General features: G+C 60.3%; 17 protein-coding genes, 1 tRNA gene and 1 riboswitch. Of the genes, 11 read left to right on the forward strand and 7 right to left on the reverse strand.

Annotated elements, in window-relative coordinates:
• Positions 1–85: 85 nt before the first annotated feature.
• From QFX07_RS01040 to QFX07_RS01050, 3 genes are all read left to right on the forward strand, one after another.
• Positions 86–805, forward strand: coding sequence for an isochorismatase family protein (locus tag QFX07_RS01040; RefSeq protein ID WP_049363482.1), 720 nt, complete (start codon positions 86–88; stop codon positions 803–805).
• Complete coding sequence (locus QFX07_RS01045) at positions 802–1,569, forward strand: SDR family oxidoreductase (RefSeq protein ID WP_070630024.1); 768 nt, start codon at positions 802–804, stop codon at positions 1,567–1,569. Before QFX07_RS01040 ends, QFX07_RS01045 begins: the two co-directional genes overlap by 4 nt.
• Before the next feature lie 98 nt (positions 1,570–1,667).
• Entirely contained in the window at positions 1,668–2,771 is a 1,104-nt protein-coding gene (locus QFX07_RS01050; protein WP_279754737.1) for an isochorismate synthase, read from the forward strand.
• Positions 2,772–2,883: 112 nt separating this feature from the next.
• Here the strand turns inward: QFX07_RS01050 and QFX07_RS01055 are convergent, their stop codons facing one another.
• Positions 2,884–3,891, reverse strand: coding sequence for a 4'-phosphopantetheinyl transferase family protein (locus tag QFX07_RS01055; protein WP_279754738.1), 1,008 nt, complete (start codon positions 3,889–3,891; stop codon positions 2,884–2,886).
• Between the two features lie 178 nt (positions 3,892–4,069).
• Between QFX07_RS01055 and QFX07_RS01060 the strand changes: the two genes are divergently transcribed.
• Positions 4,070–5,455 carry an RNase H family protein gene (locus QFX07_RS01060; RefSeq protein ID WP_279754739.1) on the forward strand — a complete coding sequence of 462 codons (1,386 nt, stop codon included), beginning with the start codon at positions 4,070–4,072 and terminating at the stop codon, positions 5,453–5,455.
• Between the two features lie 230 nt (positions 5,456–5,685).
• On the opposite strand, the gene QFX07_RS01065 is transcribed toward QFX07_RS01060, so the two are convergent.
• The 4 genes from QFX07_RS01065 to QFX07_RS01080 all read right to left on the reverse strand — a co-directional run bounded on the left by QFX07_RS01065 (position 5,686) and on the right by QFX07_RS01080 (position 8,945).
• Positions 5,686–5,976: a WXG100 family type VII secretion target gene (locus QFX07_RS01065; protein WP_279754740.1), complete on the reverse strand. Its 291-nt coding sequence runs from the start codon at positions 5,974–5,976 to the stop codon at positions 5,686–5,688.
• Between the two features lie 416 nt (positions 5,977–6,392).
• Positions 6,393–7,892: a sensor histidine kinase gene (locus QFX07_RS01070; protein ID WP_279754741.1), complete on the reverse strand. Its 1,500-nt coding sequence runs from the start codon at positions 7,890–7,892 to the stop codon at positions 6,393–6,395.
• Between the two features lies 1 nt (position 7,893).
• On the reverse strand, positions 7,894–8,598 hold the full coding sequence (locus QFX07_RS01075) for a response regulator transcription factor (RefSeq protein WP_279740944.1): 705 nt from the start codon (positions 8,596–8,598) through the stop codon (positions 7,894–7,896).
• Positions 8,599–8,672: 74 nt separating this feature from the next.
• Positions 8,673–8,945 (reverse strand): hypothetical protein, encoded by a 273-nt coding sequence (locus QFX07_RS01080; RefSeq protein ID WP_279740943.1) that lies wholly within the window; start codon positions 8,943–8,945, stop codon positions 8,673–8,675.
• Positions 8,946–9,096: 151 nt separating this feature from the next.
• On the opposite strand from QFX07_RS01080, the gene QFX07_RS01085 reads away from it, so the two are divergent.
• The 3 genes from QFX07_RS01085 to QFX07_RS01095 all read left to right on the forward strand — a co-directional run bounded on the left by QFX07_RS01085 (position 9,097) and on the right by QFX07_RS01095 (position 12,230).
• On the forward strand, positions 9,097–9,864 hold the full coding sequence (locus QFX07_RS01085) for a DUF3027 domain-containing protein (protein ID WP_279740941.1): 768 nt from the start codon (positions 9,097–9,099) through the stop codon (positions 9,862–9,864).
• A gap of 210 nt (positions 9,865–10,074) precedes the next feature.
• Positions 10,075–10,779 carry a metal-dependent transcriptional regulator gene (locus tag QFX07_RS01090; protein ID WP_279740940.1) on the forward strand — a complete coding sequence of 235 codons (705 nt, stop codon included), beginning with the start codon at positions 10,075–10,077 and terminating at the stop codon, positions 10,777–10,779.
• Positions 10,780–11,476: 697 nt separating this feature from the next.
• A riboswitch (cyclic di-AMP (ydaO/yuaA leader) is annotated at positions 11,477–11,636 on the forward strand.
• On the forward strand, positions 11,637–12,230 hold the full coding sequence (locus QFX07_RS01095) for a C40 family peptidase (RefSeq protein ID WP_279754743.1): 594 nt from the start codon (positions 11,637–11,639) through the stop codon (positions 12,228–12,230). It abuts the riboswitch before it with no gap.
• A gap of 151 nt (positions 12,231–12,381) precedes the next feature.
• Here the strand turns inward: QFX07_RS01095 and QFX07_RS01100 are convergent, their stop codons facing one another.
• A complete protein-coding gene (locus QFX07_RS01100; protein WP_279754744.1) occupies positions 12,382–12,885 on the reverse strand; it encodes an HD domain-containing protein in 504 nt (167 codons plus the stop codon).
• Positions 12,882–13,397 carry a DUF4031 domain-containing protein gene (locus tag QFX07_RS01105; protein ID WP_279754745.1) on the reverse strand — a complete coding sequence of 172 codons (516 nt, stop codon included), beginning with the start codon at positions 13,395–13,397 and terminating at the stop codon, positions 12,882–12,884. The genes QFX07_RS01100 and QFX07_RS01105 overlap by 4 nt, the downstream gene beginning before the upstream one ends.
• A 188-nt stretch (positions 13,398–13,585) precedes the next feature.
• On the opposite strand from QFX07_RS01105, the gene QFX07_RS01110 reads away from it, so the two are divergent.
• The 4 genes from QFX07_RS01110 (at position 13,586) to sucD (ending at position 19,278) form a co-directional block, all read left to right on the forward strand.
• Positions 13,586–13,658 (forward strand) — tRNA-Arg (locus tag QFX07_RS01110).
• A 177-nt stretch (positions 13,659–13,835) separates the two neighbouring features.
• Positions 13,836–16,703: a UvrD-helicase domain-containing protein gene (locus QFX07_RS01115; RefSeq protein ID WP_279754746.1), complete on the forward strand. Its 2,868-nt coding sequence runs from the start codon at positions 13,836–13,838 to the stop codon at positions 16,701–16,703.
• Between the two features lie 461 nt (positions 16,704–17,164).
• Entirely contained in the window at positions 17,165–18,331 is a 1,167-nt protein-coding gene (gene sucC / locus QFX07_RS01120) for an ADP-forming succinate--CoA ligase subunit beta (RefSeq protein ID WP_279754747.1), read from the forward strand.
• Positions 18,332–18,360: 29 nt separating this feature from the next.
• Positions 18,361–19,278 (forward strand): succinate--CoA ligase subunit alpha, encoded by a 918-nt coding sequence (sucD, locus tag QFX07_RS01125; protein WP_005508195.1) that lies wholly within the window; start codon positions 18,361–18,363, stop codon positions 19,276–19,278.
• Positions 19,279–19,479 lie beyond the last annotated feature (201 nt).

Genomic DNA, 19,479 nt, shown 5'->3' on the forward strand with positions numbered 1-19,479 from the left:
ACACCCACTCGCTGCTACACCCACCACAGCGCACCGCCTGCGCCGCGCATACAACCGAAAACCAAAGGCACGAACCGGGAGAATCATGGCACTGCCCAAAATCAAGCCCTACACCTACGTCGACCGTGAACACAGCAACCGCGTGAGCTGGCCCGTGGACCCCTCCCGCGCTGTACTGCTCGTACACGACATGCAGGTACACTTCGTCCAGGCTTTCGAAGGGGCCAACCTGGGTGAGGGTAACAACAACCCGGACGCCCAGATTAACATCGCCATTCGGAACCTGCGCCGCCTCATTGACGCCGCCCACGCCGCCGGAATCCCGGTCTACTACACCGCACAGCCGCCGCGCCAGAACCCCGAAGACCGCCGTCTGCTCATCGACTTCTGGGGCGACGGCCTGCAGAACGACGAGTCCGCCCGCATCCTCGACGAACTGGCACCCACCGACCGCGACACCGTGCTGACCAAGTGGCGCTACTCCGCGTTCGTGCGCAGCCCCTTCGAGGACCTGCTCAAGGAGTCTGGCCGCGATCAGCTCATTATCGGCGGCGTGTACGCGCACATTGGCTGCCTGACCACCGCCCTGGAGGCGTTCATGCGCGATATTCAGCCGTTCATGGTCGCGGATGCGCTCGCCGACTTCTCGGAAGGTGAGCACCGCACGGCGTGCGAGTACGCTTCGGGTCGTTGCGCCCGCGTGCTGAACACCGCCGATGTACTTGCCGACCTGCATGCTGCAGAAGGTGCTGAGAAGGCTGAGACTGCTGAGAAGGCTGAGACTGCTGAGGAGGCGCGCGCATGAGCTGGGTCATTGTGACCGGCGCGAACGGCGGTATTGGTGAGGCAACCGTCCACCAGCTCATCAAGAACGGTTATTCGGTGTTTGCGGCTGACCTCGCGGAGCAGCCCATTGCCTCCTTCGGTACCTACGGGGACGCGATCTTCCGCTACCGCGCCGTAGACGTTACGAGCGAAGAGTCCGTCACCGCCCTCGCCAACGCTGTAGCGGCACTCGACGAACCCATCACCGGCGCGGTGCTCGCCGCGGGCATCGCCCACAGCCAGCCGCTACTGGAAACCAGTTTCGCCACATGGAAGCGTCTGCACGCGGTCAACTCCGACGGCGTGTTCCTGTGTCTGCGCGAATTCGCGCGCATCATGATTGACCAGCAGGAGAGCGACCCGGCGAACAGCCGCTCCCTGGTGACGGTCGCCTCCAACGCGGCACGTGTGCCCCGCGCGGAGTTTGGTGCCTACGGTGCATCGAAGGCCTCGGCGGCGCGCGTGAGTTCCAGCTTCGGTCTGCAGCTTGCCGCGCACGGTATTCGCGTGAACTCGGTCTGCCCCGGCACCACCCGAACCCCTATGGTGACTGACGCCTGGGAGGGCGAGGACCGCTCCGCCCTGCCGGTTGCCGGTAACCCGCAAACGTTCCGTCTGGGCATTCCGCTGCGCCGTATTGCCGACCCGGCGGATATTGCGGCGGTCAACGCCTTCCTCATCTCGGAGGCGGCCCGCCACATCACCATGCAGGAGATTGTCGCCGACGGCGGTGCGACCCTCTAACGGCACCCGGACTATACCTGGCGCCCACAATATACCCGCGCCCGCACTGTGCTCTATGCGCTCCCGGCGCGAACCCACACACCACTGATAGAAGTACGATGACGAACCTTCCCGACTTTATCTTTGCCACCGGCACCCGCGTCCTGCGCGCATCCGGTGCGATGACCCCTGTCACCTTCGATAACGCCCTGGACGAGGCAAAACGTGCCGGTAGTGCCGTCGTGGGCCTCATTCCTTTTGACCCGGACATGTCCGCCTACCTCTTCGTGCCCGAACGTCTGGAGGAGCAGCAGGTGCCGGTCCCCGAGCAGACCGTGGAACTTGCCGAACCGGTATCGGTCACCGGCAGGCAGAACGACCGGTTCCGTACCGCCGTGGCGACCGCCGTGGAACGCATGAAGGCGGGTGAGCTGAGCAAGATCGTGCTTTCACGTGTGCTCACCGCCCGCTACGCACCCAGCGCCCTCAACCTGCAGGCGCTGTACAACAACCTGCGCGCCCAGCAGCGTTCCGCATTCAACTTCGCGGTGCGCCTGCCCGACGGCGAGCGCGGCATGAACGGAAGCTACCTGATGGGTGCCTCCCCGGAGCTGGTGTTCCGCACCGAGGGCCGCGCCTTCAAGACCCACCCGCTTGCCGGTAGCGCCCCGCGCATTGCTGAGCCCGGTAGCGCCGAAGACGAGGCGATTCGCGACCGTCTGTTTGCCTCGCCGAAGGATCGTGACGAGCACGCCTACGTTATCAACGACATTGCGGCGCGCCTGGCACCCATCGCCGAGGAGCTGAACGTGCCGCAGGTGCCCTCGCTACTGCAGACCCCGCAGCTGTGGCACCTGGCGACCCCCATCGACGGTGTGCTGAAGGAGGGTCTGACCTGCCTGGACGGTGCCCGCGTGATTCACCCGACCCCCGCAATTTGTGGCGCCCCCACCGAGAAGGCGCTGGAGCTGATTCGTCAGCTGGAGTCTTTTGAGCGCCGCTACTTTGGCGGCCTGGTTGGCTACATGGACGCCGAGGGTAACGGCGAGTGGGCGCTGGTGCTGCGTTGCGCCCAGGTCAGCCCGGATGAGGCGGTGCTGTACGCCGGCGCGGGTATTGTGGCTGAGTCCGACCCCGAGCTGGAGCACACCGAGACCGGCACGAAGCTCGGCAGCTTCGGCCGTGCCCTGGGCGTGGATACCCTGGGCGAAGACACCCCTTAGGCTCTTTCGTGAACGCCTTTCGTGACTGCCTTGACCCGGCAGAATAAAACGACTGAACGCGCTCGCTGTTATGGCGGGCGCGTTCAGTCGTTGTTGTTATGGGGGAGCGTGGCTAGTCGGTGAGCAGACGCTTGAGCTCCAGGGGAGTGGCAACCGGCAGAAGCTGAGCCTCAAGCTGCACGGGCTCACCCTGGGCTGGCTCACTATGGGCAGGGTTCTCCACTGCCAGGGCGATGAGCATCTTCTGGGCGTGCTCGGGGTTCTCCGCGTCGGGCAGCGCCACGGGTACCCACTGCAGGCTAAAGCTCCGCTCGGCAGCCTCGCCGCCCTGATTACCGACACGGGGCGCGCTAAAGGTCGCTTGGGCGGTCAAGCTGTCCTGAGTCAGTACGCGCAGGGCGGTCGGCTCGGGAGTGTCGCTGCCCAGAAGGTCCCCCGGGACCTCCTCGTTCATGGCAAGTTCGAGCGCATCCAGCAGTGCATCGGTGAGCTGCACCCGAACCAGGGAGGGCACTACGCTCAGGCCGTGGCCGGTCGCCTTGAGCACCGCCTCCTTAGCGGTCCACAGCGCCACCGAGAGCAGGTGCAGTACGGGCGCAGGGCGTTCCTGTGCCACCCGCTCATAGAACGAGCGTTCTTCATTGGAGAGCGCTAGGCGCGCAAAACCGGAGAACAGGCGCGCATCCAGAGTCTCAACATCCACGCCGAGCACCGCCGAGGAATTACGGCTAAACGCACCCACCACCAGCGGATTCACCTGCGACATATTGAAATTTACGCCCGCAATACGCGGCTTACCGTGCTTCTTACCGCTGGTGCACAGGGTGCAGGAACGATCCACCTCAATCTCAGAAGCGGCACTGGACGGCACATCCAGACGCGCCGCCGCCATAGCGCGCATAAGCGCCTGAGTGCTCAGGTAGCTGACCGCCGCCGTGGAGGTCGGCAACTGCGCCGCATGCTGCTGCTCAGCAAGACCCAGGTAGCTCAACCAACTAAAACGCAGGGAACCGTACATCGTGCGGGTGGGAAGAGCGAAAATCTGCACGCGCTCGCTCGGGCGGGCGGTAGGGCGCTCCGGGTGCTGTGCGCTGGGTGTTTCGGGGGCAGAATAGCTCATAGGTTTAGTGTACCCGCCCGGCATTACGGCAAATGGCGCGTGCGAGGCTGCATTAGGTTGTCCACAGCTGTAACCGTGCGCTACGCACCCTCGCCGCCGGTGCGGTAAAGTCATCACAGACATCATTACGGACTGCCGCCTGCACGCTAGAGGGGCGGCAGCGCAGAAAGAAGGTACCGTGAACAGCACGCAAGAGATTATTGCCGCAGCGGACGGCTCGGCGCTGGGCAACCCCGGACCGGCGGGCTGGGCATGGTATATCGACGACGACCACTGGGCGAGTGGCGGCTGGGCGCACGGCACCAACAACATGGGTGAGCTCAAGGCGGTCCTGGACCTGTTCGAGGCGACCGCATCCCGCCCGGAGGCGAAGCTGCGCGTGTACTGCGATAGCCAGTACGTCATTAACTCGCTGACCAAGTGGATGCCCGGCTGGAAGAAGAAGGGCTGGAAGAAGTCTGACGGCAAGCCCGTGCTCAACCGTGACCTTCTGGAGGCGCTGGATCAGGCGCTGACCGGCCGCGATTACGAGTTCATTTGGGTGAAGGGCCATGCGGGTCACGAGCTCAACGAGAAGGCGGACTCCCTGGCGAATGGTGCCGCGCGCGCCTACCAGGAGGGCCGCGAACCCGTGCACGGCCCCGGCTTCGGTGTCTCTGCTGAACCTGTTGAGGCTCCGGCTGTTGAAGCGCCGATTGTGAACGCTCCCGCGGCTGAGCCTGTACTTTCTGAATCTTCGGCGGACGCCCACCTGCCCGTACAGGAATTCACCGCAGCCGAGATTGAGAACGCCCAGCGCGGCGTGGAGAGCCTGCGCCTGTCCGGTCTGCTACGTCCCGCCTCCGCGGTGAACGCCCCCGACCCGGAGGCGGTCCGCACCCGCAAGGAGCAGCTGGCGCTCGCGGCAGAGCGTGCCGCTGAGCGTGACGCAAAGGCACTGGCGCGCCAGCAAGAGACCGCTCAGCAGGCATCCAGCGCCGCGCAGGCGGAAGAAGAGGATGACCTGACCGGTCTGGAAGAGTTCGCAGGTCTGGACCCGAATGATGTTGACCCGGCGGAACTTCTAGGTGAGACGGAAGAACACGCAGAAAATCAGGCGGCAGAGCCTGCCATAGAGCCAGCCGCGATACCCGCACAGACCGTAGAGTCCGCTCAGCCTGTTGCGCATACCCATCCATCTGCACCCGCGCCCGCTGATCCTGCTCCCGCCGCGCTTGCGTTGAACCCTGAGGAGGCCGCCACCACAGAACAGCTACTCGAAAGCCGCGGCTCCGTTATGGAGGCGGCGCAGCTGGAGTCTATGCTGCACGAGCGTCTGGTATGGGTGACCGCCACCGGCAAGTCGGTGTCCCGCTCCTCGGTGCTGCAGTACCGCGAACGCGCCTTCACCCAGCAGGGTGCCCCGCTCAAGCAAGGTGTGCAGGTGTTGGATACTTCTAGTGTGCTGGTCATGGCGGCGGTTGCCACCGCACGCGGCCGCGTGAGCCGTTCGAGCATCTGGCATTACGACGCTGAGCGCGGCCTGTGGCGTCTGCGTTTCCGCCAGGAGACCCCCGCCTCCTAAAGCTGAACTTCTAACGCTCGGCTCCTAAGGATTGGGCTCTTGGATCCAAAGATTTTCGTGCAATAAAGCCCCGCCGCATCCTCACTTGCGAGGATGCGGCGGGGCTTTTCTCAATGTTCGCCGACTTCTAGTGAGTCTGGCGGGCGGTGTGCCGTGCGGTCGGGACCTTTTAGCCGCCCGATCTACCCGCCTGCCTGCGGGTGGGCTTCTGGGCTTATTGCCCTGACCTCTTAGCCGACGAACATGGAGGCGTTAGCCTGCTCGGTGTCTGCGTAGTTCATACCTGCGCGGGTAAGTGCCTCGTTGATCTGGGTGATGGACGCTTCGACCTGGCGCTGGGTTGCGTGCCACTGGTCCAGAACACCCTGGAAGTTAGCGGATGCAGAGCCGGTCCAGGAGCTCTGCAGGTCGTGTAGGGATGAGGTCATACCGTTGACGTCTGCGGTGATGGATGCGACGTAGGATCGTGCCTGTGCGCTCTTGGCTGCGATGACCTCGGAATCGACATTGAACTGTGCCATGGTTTTTCTCCTTTGAGATATGTGAGATGGGTGGGGTGGTTGCCCCGTGATGGTGCTTGGGATTTGGATCTCTGGAAGAGTTGAGTTCCTGACCGGAAGCTTGTTATCAATATATCCTTCAAAATGTATCAAATGAGATGAAAAGTGATGTTTCGATAAATCTGTGGATAAACCCGCCAGATTCACTCCAGTATCTCGAAAAAATCGAAAACCCTCCCGAAAATGACGCCGCCATGACGTACGCTAGATTGCCCTGCTGTTCTTGAGCCTCGTATCTTCTCCTCACTTGCGGTCTCCTCACTCACACCGCCGAGAGTTATCGCCTCGCCGCGATATAGTCCCACCTGCAGGGCACATCAAAACCCCCGAATCGTAGAACACTCAAGTTCTACAATCCGGGGGTTTATGCGTCAGTGTTACTTCATCAGCTGATCGTCCGAGACAGGCGGCGGATAGAACGGCAAAGAAATCACGAAGGTAGCACCGCCACCATCGGTCTCTTCAATATGAATCCTACCCTCATGCTGCTCAATAATCGCAGCCACAATGGACAGGCCCAGACCCGTACCACCGGTCTCACGCGAACGTGAAGTATCGGTGCGGTAGAAACGCTCGAAAACGCGCTCACGGTCCTCGCCGTGAATACCGGGGCCGTGGTCGCGCACCTCCAGCACGGACAGTGGGAAACCGGGAACCTCTTCGCGCACGCCCACCGCAATCTCCAGGGGAGAACCGTTGGGGGTGTAGCGCATGGCATTGGTCAGTAGGTTCGCCACCACCTGACGCAGACGTGATTCGTCACCGAGCACGGTTGCGGAGGTCGGCGCAACCTCTTCGTTCAGGCCCACCAGGGACACTGCACGATCGGGTGCCGTAGCGTAGGCGTCGTTACTAGCGTCCACCGCAAGATTGAACAGGTCGAAGGGCGCCAGTTTGGATTCGCGGCGCTCATCAATACGTGCCAGGGTCAGTAGGTCTTCTACGAGCTGGCCCATACGCTTGGACTCCGATTCGATGCGGCTCATCGCGGTAGCGACAGCTTCATCGGTCGGTAGCGCGCCCTGACGGTACAGCTCTGAGTAGCCTCGAATACTGACCAGCGGGGTGCGTAGCTCATGCGAAGCGTCACCCACGAACCGGCGCATTTTGGCTTCGCTCTTCTCGCGGGCTTTGAAGAGCATTTCAATCTGGGTGAGCATCGTGTTCAGCGAAACCGCGAGGTTACCAATCTCATTGCTGGGGTTGTAGTCCTCAATACGCTGAGAGAGGTCACCGGCAGCAATCTTGGCGGCGGTCTGCTCCACGCGAGCCAGCGGCTCGAAGGTGCGGGTCACAATTACCCAGGTCATCGCAATTGCGGAGGCGAGAGTTGCCAAACCAAATGCAAAGGTCAGTACACCCACGAGGGCGACCACCTGGTTCGTTTGCTTCAGCGGCATGGCAATGATGAGGGAGGCCTCCTCCGACAGACCTGACGTGTCGTTGGCTTCAATGGGCACGGCGAGCACACGCCAATCGGAGGAGCTGCCCATCGAGTTGACGGTGACCGCCTCCTCGTTTTGCTTGCGAACCTTCTCTTCGGTCCAGCCCTGCAGCACCGGCTCGCTGAACTGTTCGCTGTCCTCAGATTTGAGCGAGTACAGTACGTTGCCATCCTTATCGAGCAGGTACAGGCGGTAGGTGCTCAGGGATTGTTCCTGATTGCCGGAGGGGCGTACGGTCGCCAGCTGCACGAGTGAAGGGGCGCTGCTTTTCATCTCTTCGTCCAACTGATGCACCATCTGGGCGCGCAGAGCGGAAATCGCAACCAGGCTCGTCACCGCAATGGAGAGGGCGATGAGCATGGAAGTGATGAGCACCAGCTGGGTGCGAAGGGAGAGAGACTGGGGAATCCGGTCGAGGGGTTTGAGCGCCACGTTAGCCTCGAGAACCGCGAATCATATAGCCCACACCGCGCTTGGTGTGGATGAGCGGCTCGTGGTTTTCACGGTTGTTGTCAATCTTGCGGCGTAGGTAGGAAATATAGGACTCAACGATGGAGGAGTCGCCATTGAAGTCGTACTCCCACACGTGGTCGAGAATCTGCGCCTTGGACAGTACGCGGTTGGCGTTGAGCATCAGGTAGTGTAGCAGGTTGAACTCGGTGGGGGAGAGGTCAATCTCTTCGTCATCGAGGAACACTTCGTGGGTGTCCACGTTCAGGCTGAGGGCATCAACGCGCAGTACGGCATCATCCTCATCCTGGATACTGCGGCTACGGCGTAGAATGGCGTGGATGCGGGCAATCACCTCGTCGAGAGAGAAGGGCTTGGTGACGTAGTCGTCGCCGCCGACACCCAGACCGGTTACCTTGTCTTCGGTGGCGTCCTTCGCCGTCAAGAAGAGTACGGGGGTGGTGGTGCCGTTTTCGCGTAGGCGGCGGGTCACCTCGAAACCGTCCATGCCGGGCATCATGACGTCCAGGACAATGAGGTCGGGGTTTTCGGCGTGTGCCTTTTCGAGGGCTTCGCGGCCGTTACCGGCGGTAACTACTTCAAAACCGGCAAAACGCAGGGAGGTGGCGAGCAATTCAAGAATGTTGAACTCGTCATCGACGACTAGGAGTTTTGCTTCAGCAGACATACTCTATCTTTCTCTCTGAATGGCAGGCTGTACTTGATAAGTGAATGATGCGTGTGAGCTTGAGGCTCGAATCTCTATGCCTTGTTGCGGCGCATGACCGACAAGAACAGTGCAGCCATGAGTGCAATAAAAGCGACGGGTAGGAGGACCAGCGGAATCTGGCTCATGAGGGCGGGCGGCGTTGCCCCAACCCACTTCATCGCGAGCATGGCAACTCCGGTGAGCAGACAAAGCAGGGCGAGAATCGCGCCGCCTGCACCGAGCCAGCGGATGGCTCCGGCATAGGGCAGGGATATAGGGGTCTGCTCTGCAGTGTTGTGCTTGTCCTGTGCGGGTTCATTACTCATGGATTTAACGGTATCAGCTCACACATAGCTGTTCGTGGGCGAATCCCCAGATTTAGCGGTTTGAGACCCAAATTCACCCAAATTCACAGTGTATGTGAAGCTTGGGGGAGCGGCCACACTGTTTGTGCACCCGAGATGCTTTAATAGGGGTATGTCTGAACAGGTTATTGAACTGCTCCCCGAAACTACACCCGCTACTAACGCGCCCGCAGAGTCCGCTGTGCCTTCTGCCGCGTCTGAGAGTGCTGACGAGGGTAGCGCTGTACCTGCTGAGACTCAGCCCTCCGTGAACGCTGAGGAGCCTGAGGTGGCTGGGACGCCTGCGAAAGAATCTACTTCCGAGGAATCCGCTGCCGAAGAAACTGAACAGGACGAAGATTCCACCCCCGACCCCTTCACCCCGCTGGATGAAGAGGTAGGGGCCCCCTCCCTGGGTGTTCCGCACAAGCTGCGCCGCACCTCTAAGGTGGATGAGATTCTTGCCGCCGCTAAGGATGTAGCACTGCAGGGTGTGCGAGAAATCGCCCCTGCACACGCTATCGGTCTGGTTCACCATGTGCGCGCCGAGGAAGAGCGCTTGAGCACTCACCTGTTTGAGTGCACCCTGCCCGGTTACCGTGGCTGGTTCTGGTTTGCGACCCTCTCGCGTGCGCCTCGCTCCCGCGTGGCAACGATCTGTGAGGTAGGCCTGCTGCCCGGTGATGATGCGCTCATCGCGCCAGATTGGGTTCCGTGGGCTGACCGCGTTCGCCCGGAAGACCTGGAGGAGAACGCCGCGCAGGAGAACGCAGAATCTGATGCAACTACTGAGGAATCTGCTGAGTCCGGTGAGCCCGTAGAGAACAACTCGGCGGAGAAGGAAACCACGCAGAACGCTTCTGCTGCGGAGGAAATTGCCGAGGCTGAGTCCGCAGAGTAGAGCCTACGATCCACTCCTCTTAATAAAGGGTGGGATAACAAAATGTATATATAAGGTGTTGTATTGAGTCGTCCAATGGTTATTGTTGGGCGACTCAATGACTTAAGCCGTGGCAAAAGCCGCTGAAAAAGTACATAATAGATTATTGAATAAGTAACGACTTAGGCAGTGCTATCTAAGCACTGTTGTGGTGATAGCTGGGAGAGATATATGACAGACCTCATCGATACTACAGAGATGTATTTGCGCACCATCCTCGAACTGGAGGAAGAGGGCATTGTCCCCATGCGTGCGCGCATCGCTGAACGACTCGAGCACTCCGGCCCGACCGTTTCCCAGACTGTGGCGCGTATGGAGAAGCACGGCCTGCTCACAGTTGAGCCGGATCGCCACCTCGAACTGACTGAGGAAGGTCGCCACAAGGCTGTTGAGGTGATGCGTAAGCACCGCCTAGCTGAGCGCCTGCTCTCCGATATTATTGGTCTGGAACTTGAGTACGTGCACGAAGAGGCATGCCGCTGGGAGCATGTCATGAGTGACAAGGTGGAGAAGCGCATCCTGGAGATGCTCAAGGACCCCAAGTTCTCGCCGTACGGTAACGCTATCCCCGGCCTAGAGTATTTGGGTCATACTAGCGAGAAGAATGACGAGCGCACCGTACCCATGTCCCTGGCTGCACGTGACTCCGGTCCCGAGGATCGTTTCACCGTTTCTCGCTTCCCCGAGTCCATTCAGACTGACGTTGAGCTGCTGAAACTGCTGGCTGACGCAGGTATTGTCTACGGCGCTTCGGTGTCCGTGGTTGCTGGCCAGAACAATGATGTGATTGTTCACGCCGATGGTGAAGAGGACACCCTCTCCCTGGATATGGACGTGGCAAACGCAATTGTGGTCAAGCGCGGTGGCAGCCTCTAAGCTCCAGTTTTGAGAGTCTACTAACCCGCTTCACGCTTTAAACGGTGGTATCGCCTTCTTACTTGAGGAGGCGGTACCACCGTTTTTTGTGCCGTTGCTTCCCGAGAACTGACTTTGTCTAGATAGTGACGATTTAGCTCAATAATTGGCGCAAAACGCCGTATATACGGGAAGAAATGGGCAAAAGCGGAGGAATGCGGCGTATTCGGGCTACAAAAGGTGAATTAAACGGCGTGTATCAGTGGTGCAGACCACTCTCGCGTGAGCGAGCATATACTCCTCTCATAACTCTTTGGCAACTGTGCTTGAGTGCATTTTTCGTGGTTTTCGCTTAAATCTGAAGTTGAAACTGAGGGACAAGCCGGTTTCTGGGTGGGTAATGGGGGGTAAAACCTTAAGAGACGAGGTTCATTTTTATGAGTTTTGAACCACGTCCTTAAGGTGCGGTGGTGCGTTAAAAGCGAATGTGTATCCTTGTGAAATACCTAGTCAAATGCCTTAAATTAATTAATTGCCCGCAAATAAGCGGGGTTCTGACCGCCCAAACTCGCTCCGTTCCACCGGGGGAGAAAGCTCAAAATTTAAGTCCAAATGAGGTGACAACTGGGAGTTTTCTGTGTATTCTCGATTTGTGCCAAAATCCTCATCGTAAGAGGGCACCGTCGAAGCGGTTCCGCTGAGTTCTGCCAACGCTTCGATGTAACGTCTACCCAATATGGCAGAAGCGGGGGACCCAATCCCCAAGTTGGGATACGGCTTCTCAATCGAGAAGCCTCGGGGCTAAGTCACTTCGGTGGCCGAGCGAATCCATGCTCGAGTCCGACAGCTCACCTCGTCAGGCAATGGAGGAATTACCAATGGCTAAGAAGATCGTACGTACCGCAGGTGCAACCATTGCTGCAGGCGCACTCCTGCTCGGCGCAACCGTTCCCGCGAACGCATTCGCACAGATTCCGGCTGCTGCTGATCTGTCCTACGACTACACCAACTACGAGTTCGATTACACCAGCTACAACACCCCCGCAACCACCTATGTTGCACCCCAGGCTGAGAACCAGCAGGCTTACGTTGCACCCGCTGCAGCTCCGGCACCCGCAGCTTCCTCCGGTAACGCATCTCGCGATGCAATCGTTGCAACCGCAATGAGCGGACTGGGTGGCGCATACGTTTGGGGCGGCAAGACCTTCGGTGCATGGGACTGCTCCGGCTTCACCTCCTGGGTTTTTGCTCAGCACGGCATCAAGCTGACCGCTTTCACCTACGCAATGAAGAACGAGCTGCGCCCGACCGCTAACCCCCAGCCCGGCGACATCGTCTTCCAGAACGGCTACAGCCACGTTGGTATCTACCTGGGCAACGGCAAGATGATTTCCGCTCTGAACCCCACCAACGGTACCCTGGTACACCCCACCTCCTGGATGTCCGTTGACGGCTACTACACCGCTCTCTAAGCCTTAGCGCATAAGAGCTGGGTCTAGCCCAACATACTTCAAAATGGCGCCCACCCCATATGGGGTGGGCGCCATTTGCATACCCGAGAGATTCCGTGACAATACCGTCGAGAGTGCATCTTAACGTGGGTGAATTCTCAGCTGTATGCGGCTAGGATATCAGAGCTTGCAGAAGCCTCTGCGGCTCCTGCTCCCACTCGCTGAGCTCAGCACGCAGATTAGCCTGCGCGGGCTCCTCCCAGAGCTGTAGAGCCTGTTCGGAGAGGAAGATGCGCTCGCGGCCCAGGATGGAACGCAGGAAGGTCGTACGACCGGTACGGAACGCCTCATCGTCAAAATGGGAGTACTCGCTACGCACTCCGCGCAGGTAACGGCGGTAGCGTGCCGAATCAGCTGCCAGGATAGCCATATCGGCATCGAGGAAGAGCTCAATATCGGCCGGTTCATAGCCCGCCGGTAGATCGGCAGACTTGGGAAGCTTGTGGGTTGCCGTGGCACGCACCAGAAGGCTCACCATCTGCAGCTCGTGCTCGGTGAGTAGACCCGCGGCAACTAGCGGCTTCAGGGAGGCGCTCGCCAGCTGCTCGCTGCGGCGCTCATCCTCACCCGGTGTGCCCTCATAGACCGCGTCGTGGAACCACGCCGCCAGAATCAATGCCAGGGGGTAGAACCTGCCTGGGCGCGATGTGCGTGGAGGCGGTCCAGATCGGTGAGCATCTGTGAAAGGTGCCCGCTGTGGTGGTAGGCTCGGTGCGGCTGTTCCCACGCATGAAGCATGCTCTCACCCAGTTCCACCACCTGCGCCGTGAGTTGAGCCCGTAGCTCGGTAGGAGCCTCCACACGCTTGAGACGGGGAGTAAACGCCGCCTCCCAGGCGCGAAGCAGACGCGGGCGAATCTTCTCGGGGCGTTCCTTCAGGGGAATCCGTAGACCGCTGGCAATAAGTGTGCGAGTCAGCTGCGCGCCACTGAGTTCCTTCGCACCTGCCCGTACTAGATCCTTGTAGAGGTGTGCTGGAACATCATAGTGGTCGCGGTCGAAGGCGCGCTCACTGATGTCACCAGCTGCGGCGAATTTGTGCAGTTCCGTCAGTGAGACATCGGAGATGAGGTGTGAGAAGACGGTGCCGTGTGCGGGCCAGGTGGGCGGGTCAATGTAGATGCTCATTCGTACATTGTAGGAGCGGTTCTGCCGCCGGGTGCGGGTGTCCTCAGGCGGTGAACACAGGGCGGTGAATACGGGTTGGGGCAGGGATTGGGGCAGGGGGTGGGCACGGTGCGAATACCGGTGGATGCTGGCGGCTTGGGCGGGCTATGCGGACTCGCGGTGCGGGGTGCTTTATACTGGATAGGTACGCCCTCGTAGCTCAGGGGATAGAGCACTTCTCTCCTAAAGAAGGTGTCGGACGTTCGAATCGTCTCGGGGGCACACAGAACCGGTAGTCACACCGGTACGAGAAAACCGCCCGTCGCTTGCATTAGCAGGCGCGGGCGGTTTCTCTGTTTCTGCTCGAATGATGGAGTGGCGGGTGACTGAACGGGTGGGAGCTGCGGAGTAAATGCGGTAGCATGGAATATCGAACGTGTATTCTAGGCAGCGAGGTAGATGATGAGCGACAAGCCCGAACAGCAGAAGCAGCCCTTCACCGAACAGGATGGCCTGTTCGCCGCCGAACTTGTCACCCCCGCAGCACCGGTAGTGGATGATGAGCCGCCCTTCGACCCCTACTACGATGTACCTCCTGCCGAGGATGACTACCACGCCCCTGCCATGGATGCTCCGATGATGGAGGCACACGCCCAGGACGTACCCGTCGCACCCGCAGCCTTCACCGCCGCAGATCCGCTCGGTGACTTCATGCCGCCCGCCTACCGTGTCGGCGGCTACGGCGAGGACTTCGACCCCGCTGACCCCTATAACGAACGCACCCACAGCCTCAACGCTGTGGATCCCGCCTCCCTCACCGCCGGGCTCAATGAACGGCAGGAAGAAGCCGTGTTGCACTCTGGGTCGCCCCTGCTCATCGTCGCGGGCGCCGGCTCCGGCAAGACCCGCGTGCTCACCCACCGCATCGCTTACCTGCTCGCAACCCACCGCGCGACCCCCGGCCAGATCCTCGCTATCACATTCACCAACAAGGCTGCCGCCGAAATGCGTGAACGTATTGAGGCGCTGGTCGGCCCGCGCGCCAAGCACATGTGGATTTCTACTTTCCACAGCTTCTGCGTGCGCGTGCTGCGCCGTGAGGCCGCCGCCCTGGGTCTGAAGTCCACCTTCACCATCTACGATTCGACCGACTCGCAGCGCCTGCTGAGCCTGATCATTAAAGAGCTCAACCTGGACACCAAGAAGTTCACCGCCAAGGCCGTGGGCAACCGCATCTCCGCGCTGAAGAACGAGCTGGTCAGCGCCGAAGTGTATGCCTCCCGCGTGGCTAGCGATAACCCATACGAGAAGACTATCTCGCAGATTTATACCGTCTACACGCAACGTCTGCGTGCCGCCAATTCCCTCGACTTTGACGACCTGATTGGCCGCACCGTCTTTTTGCTCAAGAAGTTCCCCGAAATCGCGAACTACTATCGCCGCAAGTTCCGCCACGTCCTCGTAGATGAGTACCAGGACACCAACCACGCCCAGTACCAGCTGGTGCGTGAACTGGTTGGCGCCCATGCGAAGGCACCGGCTGACCGCGGCCCCTACCCGGACGCCGTGCCCCCTGCCGAGCTGACCGTGGTGGGTGACTCCGACCAGTCCATCTACGCCTTCCGTGGTGCGGATATCCGCAATATCACGGACTTTGAGAAGGACTACCCGAACGCCCACACGATTCTGCTGGAACAGAACTACCGTTCCACGCAGAACATCCTCTCCGCGGCGAACGCGGTCATTGAACGCAACCCCGACCGTCGCCCCAAGAAGCTGTGGACCGCCTCCGGTGCGGGCACGAAAATCATCGGTTACGTCGCTGAATCCGAGCACGCCGAGGCACGCTACATCACCCGCGAAATTGATCGCCTTGCCGATGAGCACGGCGTGCAGCCAGGTGACGTCGCTATCTTTTACCGCACCAATGCGCAGTCCCGAACCCTTGAGGACATGCTCATGCGTGCCGGCCTGCCCTACCGCGTGGTCGGTGGTACCCGATTCTACGAGCGTAAGGAAATCAAGGACGCTCTGGCGTACCTGCGCGCCCTGAGCAACCCCGATGACGACGTGAACGTGCGCCGCATCCTGAACGAGCCCAAGCGCGGTATCGGTGCCAAATCTGAGTCCGTCGTGGCGGAGTACGCGAGTGCAAACCGCATCTCCTTCTACACCGCCGCACACCAGGCAGCCGAAATCCCCGGCCTTGGCCCCGCCGCGATTAAGAAGTACGCCGAGTTCGTGCGCCTCATGGACGACCTGGCGCAGATTGCCCGCACCGAACCCGCCGCAACCTGCCTGGAAGCGGTCCTGGAACAGACCGGATACCTGGCGGCTCTGCGCGCTTCCAAGGACATTCAGGACGAATCGCGCGTGGAAAACCTTTCCGAGCTGCTTGAAGCCATGGTCGAGTTTGAGACCGAGAACCCCGGCGCCGACCTGGAGCAGTTCCTCGAACACGTGGCTCTGGTCGCCGATGCCGACTCAATCCCGAACCGCCCCGCCAGTGCGGAGGGTGAGAACGCCTCCGCCGCACAGATTGCCGCCGAAGCCGCCGAGGCGAAGGCACAGGGTATGGTCACCCTCATGACCCTGCACACCGCCAAGGGTCTGGAGTTCCCGGTGGTGTTCCTGACCGGAATGGAGCACGGCCTGTTCCCGCATCAGCGTGCCCTGACCGATGAGAAGGAAATGAGCGAGGAGCGCCGCCTGGCGTACGTGGGTCTGACCCGCGCCATGGAGCGCCTGTACCTGACCCGCTCTGAGACCCGCACCATGTGGGGTAAGAGCCAGTTCAACCCGCCTTCACCCTTCCTGGAGGAAATTCCGGAGGAGCTCATCGAATGGAAGCGTACCGCCGGTTTCTCGGGCTTTGGTGCCTCCGGTATGGGCGCGTATGGCGCTCGCGGTGGCGGTTCCTACGGCGGCAGCTCCTACGGTAGCTCGTATGGTGGCGGCTATTCGGGTGGTTCTCGTTCCGGCTACGGTTCCGGTGGTTACAGCTCCGGTAGTTCGCGTGGCTCCTACGACCCCTACGATTCTCGCCCCGCAGGCCGTTCTGAGCCGTCCACCGCGGATATTAACGGCTCGGCAAGCTACGGGCTGGCGGCGGCTGCCTCCTCGAAGGTGACGAACCGTTCCCGCGTGCACCAGAGCAAGGAAATCCCGACTCTGGCGGTCGGCGATACCGTGCGACACACCAAGTTCGGTGAGGGCCGCGTGCTCGCCGTTGAGGGTAGCGGCGATAAGACCGTGGCTAAGGTTCGCTTCGGCTCGGAAGAGAAGCGCCTGCTGCTGCGTTACGCGCCGCTGGAGAAGGTGAGCTAATACGTCAGGGGTGAGAACCTGACATTGCCGATGGAGGGGAGGGCACCTGAGGGTGCCCGCCCCTCTTTTGTGTGCTGTGCCGGGCGTGTTGTTCGCCTGCTGAGAAGGTGGCCGGGGCTTTGCAGAGTAGGGCGGTAAACGCCGCATTTTCGCTGGCATTTCGCGGCAGATGGGGGAGCGTTAGTTTGGGTTAGCTACCCGGTACGCAGCCTTTGGGTGAAATGTACCCAAAATATTTGTGAGCTGAGTCGCTAAAATCTCAGATTTGGGGCTCTGTGAGTGCGAGCTCACGCCGAATCCGATAGAGTAGAGACGAGAGAAATTCCCCGCGTCAATGATGCGTGTGCGCCGGGTGCGAGAGACCCCTATAGCCCCGTACCGACTACACGGGGGATCCTCCTCTAATGAGACCAGGCCGAGTGCACCAGTGCTCGGCACCACTTCGAAGAAGAAGGACACCTGTGGACCTTTTCGAATACCAGGCGCGCGAGCTCTTCGCAAAGCACGGTGTACCCGTGCTCAAGGGCATTGTTGCGACCACCCCTGAAGAAGCAAAGGCAGCAGCTGAGGAAATTGGCGGCCTGACCGTTATTAAGGCTCAGGTTAAGACCGGCGGCCGTGGTAAGGCTGGCGGCGTTAAGCTCGCAAAGTCCCCCGAAGAAGCTTACCAGCACGCTAAGGCAATTCTCGGCATGGACATCAAGGGCCACACCGTTCACCGCGTGCTGGTCGCTGACGGCGCAGACATCGCCGAAGAATACTACTTCTCCCTCCTGCTGGACCGTGCAAACCGCTCCTACCTGGCAATGTGCTCGGTAGAAGGCGGTATGGAAATTGAGCAGCTTGCTGCTGAGCGCCCCGAGGCGCTGGCAAAGATCGAGGTTGACCCGCTGGTCGGCCTGGACCAGGCTAAGGCTGAGGAAATTGCTAAGGCAGCAGGTTTCTCCGCAGAACTGCAGGAGAAGGTTGTTCCCGTTCTCGTCAAGCTGGGCGAAGTCTACACCAAGGAAGACGCAACCCTGGTTGAGGTTAACCCCCTCGTTCTGACCCCCGAGGGCACCATCCTCGCCCTGGACGGCAAGGTCTCCCTGGACGACAACGCAGAATTCCGTCAGCCCGAGCACGAGGCTCTCGTGGACAAGTCCGCTGAGAACCCGCTGGAAGCTAAGGCAAAGCAGTTCGACCTGAACTACGTGAAGCTGGACGGCGAGGTCGGCATCGTTGGTAACGGTGCAGGTCTGGTTATGTCCACCCTGGACGTCGTTGCCTACGCTGGCGAGAACCACGGCAATGTCAAGCCCGCGAACTTCCTTGATATTGGTGGCGGCGCGTCCGCTGAGGTTATGGCTGCTGGCCTGGAAATCATTCTGGGTGACGAGCAGGTCAAGAGCGTTTTCGTGAACGTCTTCGGCGGCATCACCGCATGTGACGCAGTGGCAGACGGCATTGTGAAGGCTCTGGAGATTCTGGGCGATGCAGCAACCAAGCCTCTGGTTGTACGCCTGGACGGCAACAATGTTGCTGAGGGTCGCCGCATCCTCTCCGAGGCGAACCACCCGCTGGTTGTTCTGGCTGAGACCATGGACTCCGGCGCTGACAAGGCAGCAGAGCTCGCTCACAAGGCGTAATCGCCAGCAAAGGATTTCAAGGAAGTAATATGTCTATCTTTGTGAACAAGGACTCCAAGGTCATCGTTCAGGGCATCACCGGTGGCGAGGGTACCAAGCACACCGCACGCATGCTCGCAGCGGGCACCAACATTGTGGGCGGCGTGAACGCTCGCAAGGCTGGCACCACCGTCACCCATAAGGCGAAGGACGGCTCCGACATTGAGCTGAACGTGTACGGTTCCGTAGCTGAGGCTATGGAGAAGACTGGCGCGAACGTCTCCATCGTCTTCGTTCCCCCGGCCTTCACCAAGGCAGCAGTTCTCGAGGCTATCGAAGCTAAGATCGGCCTCGTCGTCGTTATCACCGAGGGCGTCCCGGTTCAGGACTCCGCAGAGTTCTGGGCAGCTGCTAAGGCATCCGTGGACGAGAACGGCAAGCAGATTACCCGCATCATCGGCCCCAACTGCCCCGGCATCATCTCCCCCGAGGAGTGCCTGGTCGGTATTATCCCGGCGAACATCACCGGCAAGGGTAAGATTGGTCTGGTCTCCAAGTCCGGTACCCTGACCTACCAGCTGATGTACGAACTGTCCGACATTGGTTTCACCACCGCTATCGGTATTGGTGGCGACCCCATCATCGGCACCACCCACATCGACGCTCTGGAAGCTTTCGAAGCTGACCCCGAGACCGAAGCAATCGTCATGATTGGTGAGATCGGTGGTGACGCCGAGGAGCGTGCTGCTGAGTACATCAAGGCAAACGTGACCAAGCCCGTCGTCGGTTACATTGCAGGCTTCACTGCTCCTGAGGGTAAGACCATGGGCCACGCAGGCGCTATTGTCTCCGGTTCCTCCGGTACCGCTCAGGCGAAGAAGGAAGCTCTGGAAGCAGCAGGCGTGAAGGTCGGTAAGACCCCCTCCGAGGCTGCAAACCTGATGCGCGAAATCTTCGCAGCGAAGTAAACAGCATAAATAATGCGGCAGATGCCGGTAGCCCGTGAGGCTACCGGCATCTGTGCTTTAACAGTGAACTAAACAGGGACAGCGCGCCGAAAAATACTGGAGGTGCAGGGGGTGCGCCGGGGTTTCTTTGCGCTTAGGCTGTGGCATTTGCAGGGGAATGCAACACATGCATGAGCGGCTATATACACTTGTTGAAAGCTT

Origin of the sequence: Rothia similimucilaginosa (assembly GCF_029850985.2) — a bacterium.
Classification (GTDB): Bacteria; Actinomycetota; Actinomycetes; order Actinomycetales; family Micrococcaceae; genus Rothia.

Coding starts and splice junctions, on each gene's coding strand:
- sucD (WP_005508195.1), top strand. CDS start 18,361: ATGTCTATCTTTGTGAACAAGGACTCCAAGGTCATCGTTCAGGGCATC.
- QFX07_RS01065 (WP_279754740.1), bottom strand. CDS start 5,976: ATGGCACAGTTCAATGTCGATTCCGAGGTCATCGCAGCCAAGAGCGCA.
- QFX07_RS01080 (WP_279740943.1), bottom strand. CDS start 8,945: ATGAGTAATGAACCCGCACAGGACAAGCACAACACTGCAGAGCAGACC.
- QFX07_RS01045 (WP_070630024.1), top strand. CDS start 802: ATGAGCTGGGTCATTGTGACCGGCGCGAACGGCGGTATTGGTGAGGCA.
- QFX07_RS01055 (WP_279754738.1), bottom strand. CDS start 3,891: ATGAGCTATTCTGCCCCCGAAACACCCAGCGCACAGCACCCGGAGCGC.
- QFX07_RS01050 (WP_279754737.1), top strand. CDS start 1,668: ATGACGAACCTTCCCGACTTTATCTTTGCCACCGGCACCCGCGTCCTG.
- QFX07_RS01115 (WP_279754746.1), top strand. CDS start 13,836: ATGATGAGCGACAAGCCCGAACAGCAGAAGCAGCCCTTCACCGAACAG.
- QFX07_RS01095 (WP_279754743.1), top strand. CDS start 11,637: ATGGCTAAGAAGATCGTACGTACCGCAGGTGCAACCATTGCTGCAGGC.
- QFX07_RS01105 (WP_279754745.1), bottom strand. CDS start 13,397: ATGAGCATCTACATTGACCCGCCCACCTGGCCCGCACACGGCACCGTC.
- QFX07_RS01040 (WP_049363482.1), top strand. CDS start 86: ATGGCACTGCCCAAAATCAAGCCCTACACCTACGTCGACCGTGAACAC.
- QFX07_RS01075 (WP_279740944.1), bottom strand. CDS start 8,598: ATGTCTGCTGAAGCAAAACTCCTAGTCGTCGATGACGAGTTCAACATT.
- QFX07_RS01090 (WP_279740940.1), top strand. CDS start 10,075: ATGACAGACCTCATCGATACTACAGAGATGTATTTGCGCACCATCCTC.
- QFX07_RS01085 (WP_279740941.1), top strand. CDS start 9,097: ATGTCTGAACAGGTTATTGAACTGCTCCCCGAAACTACACCCGCTACT.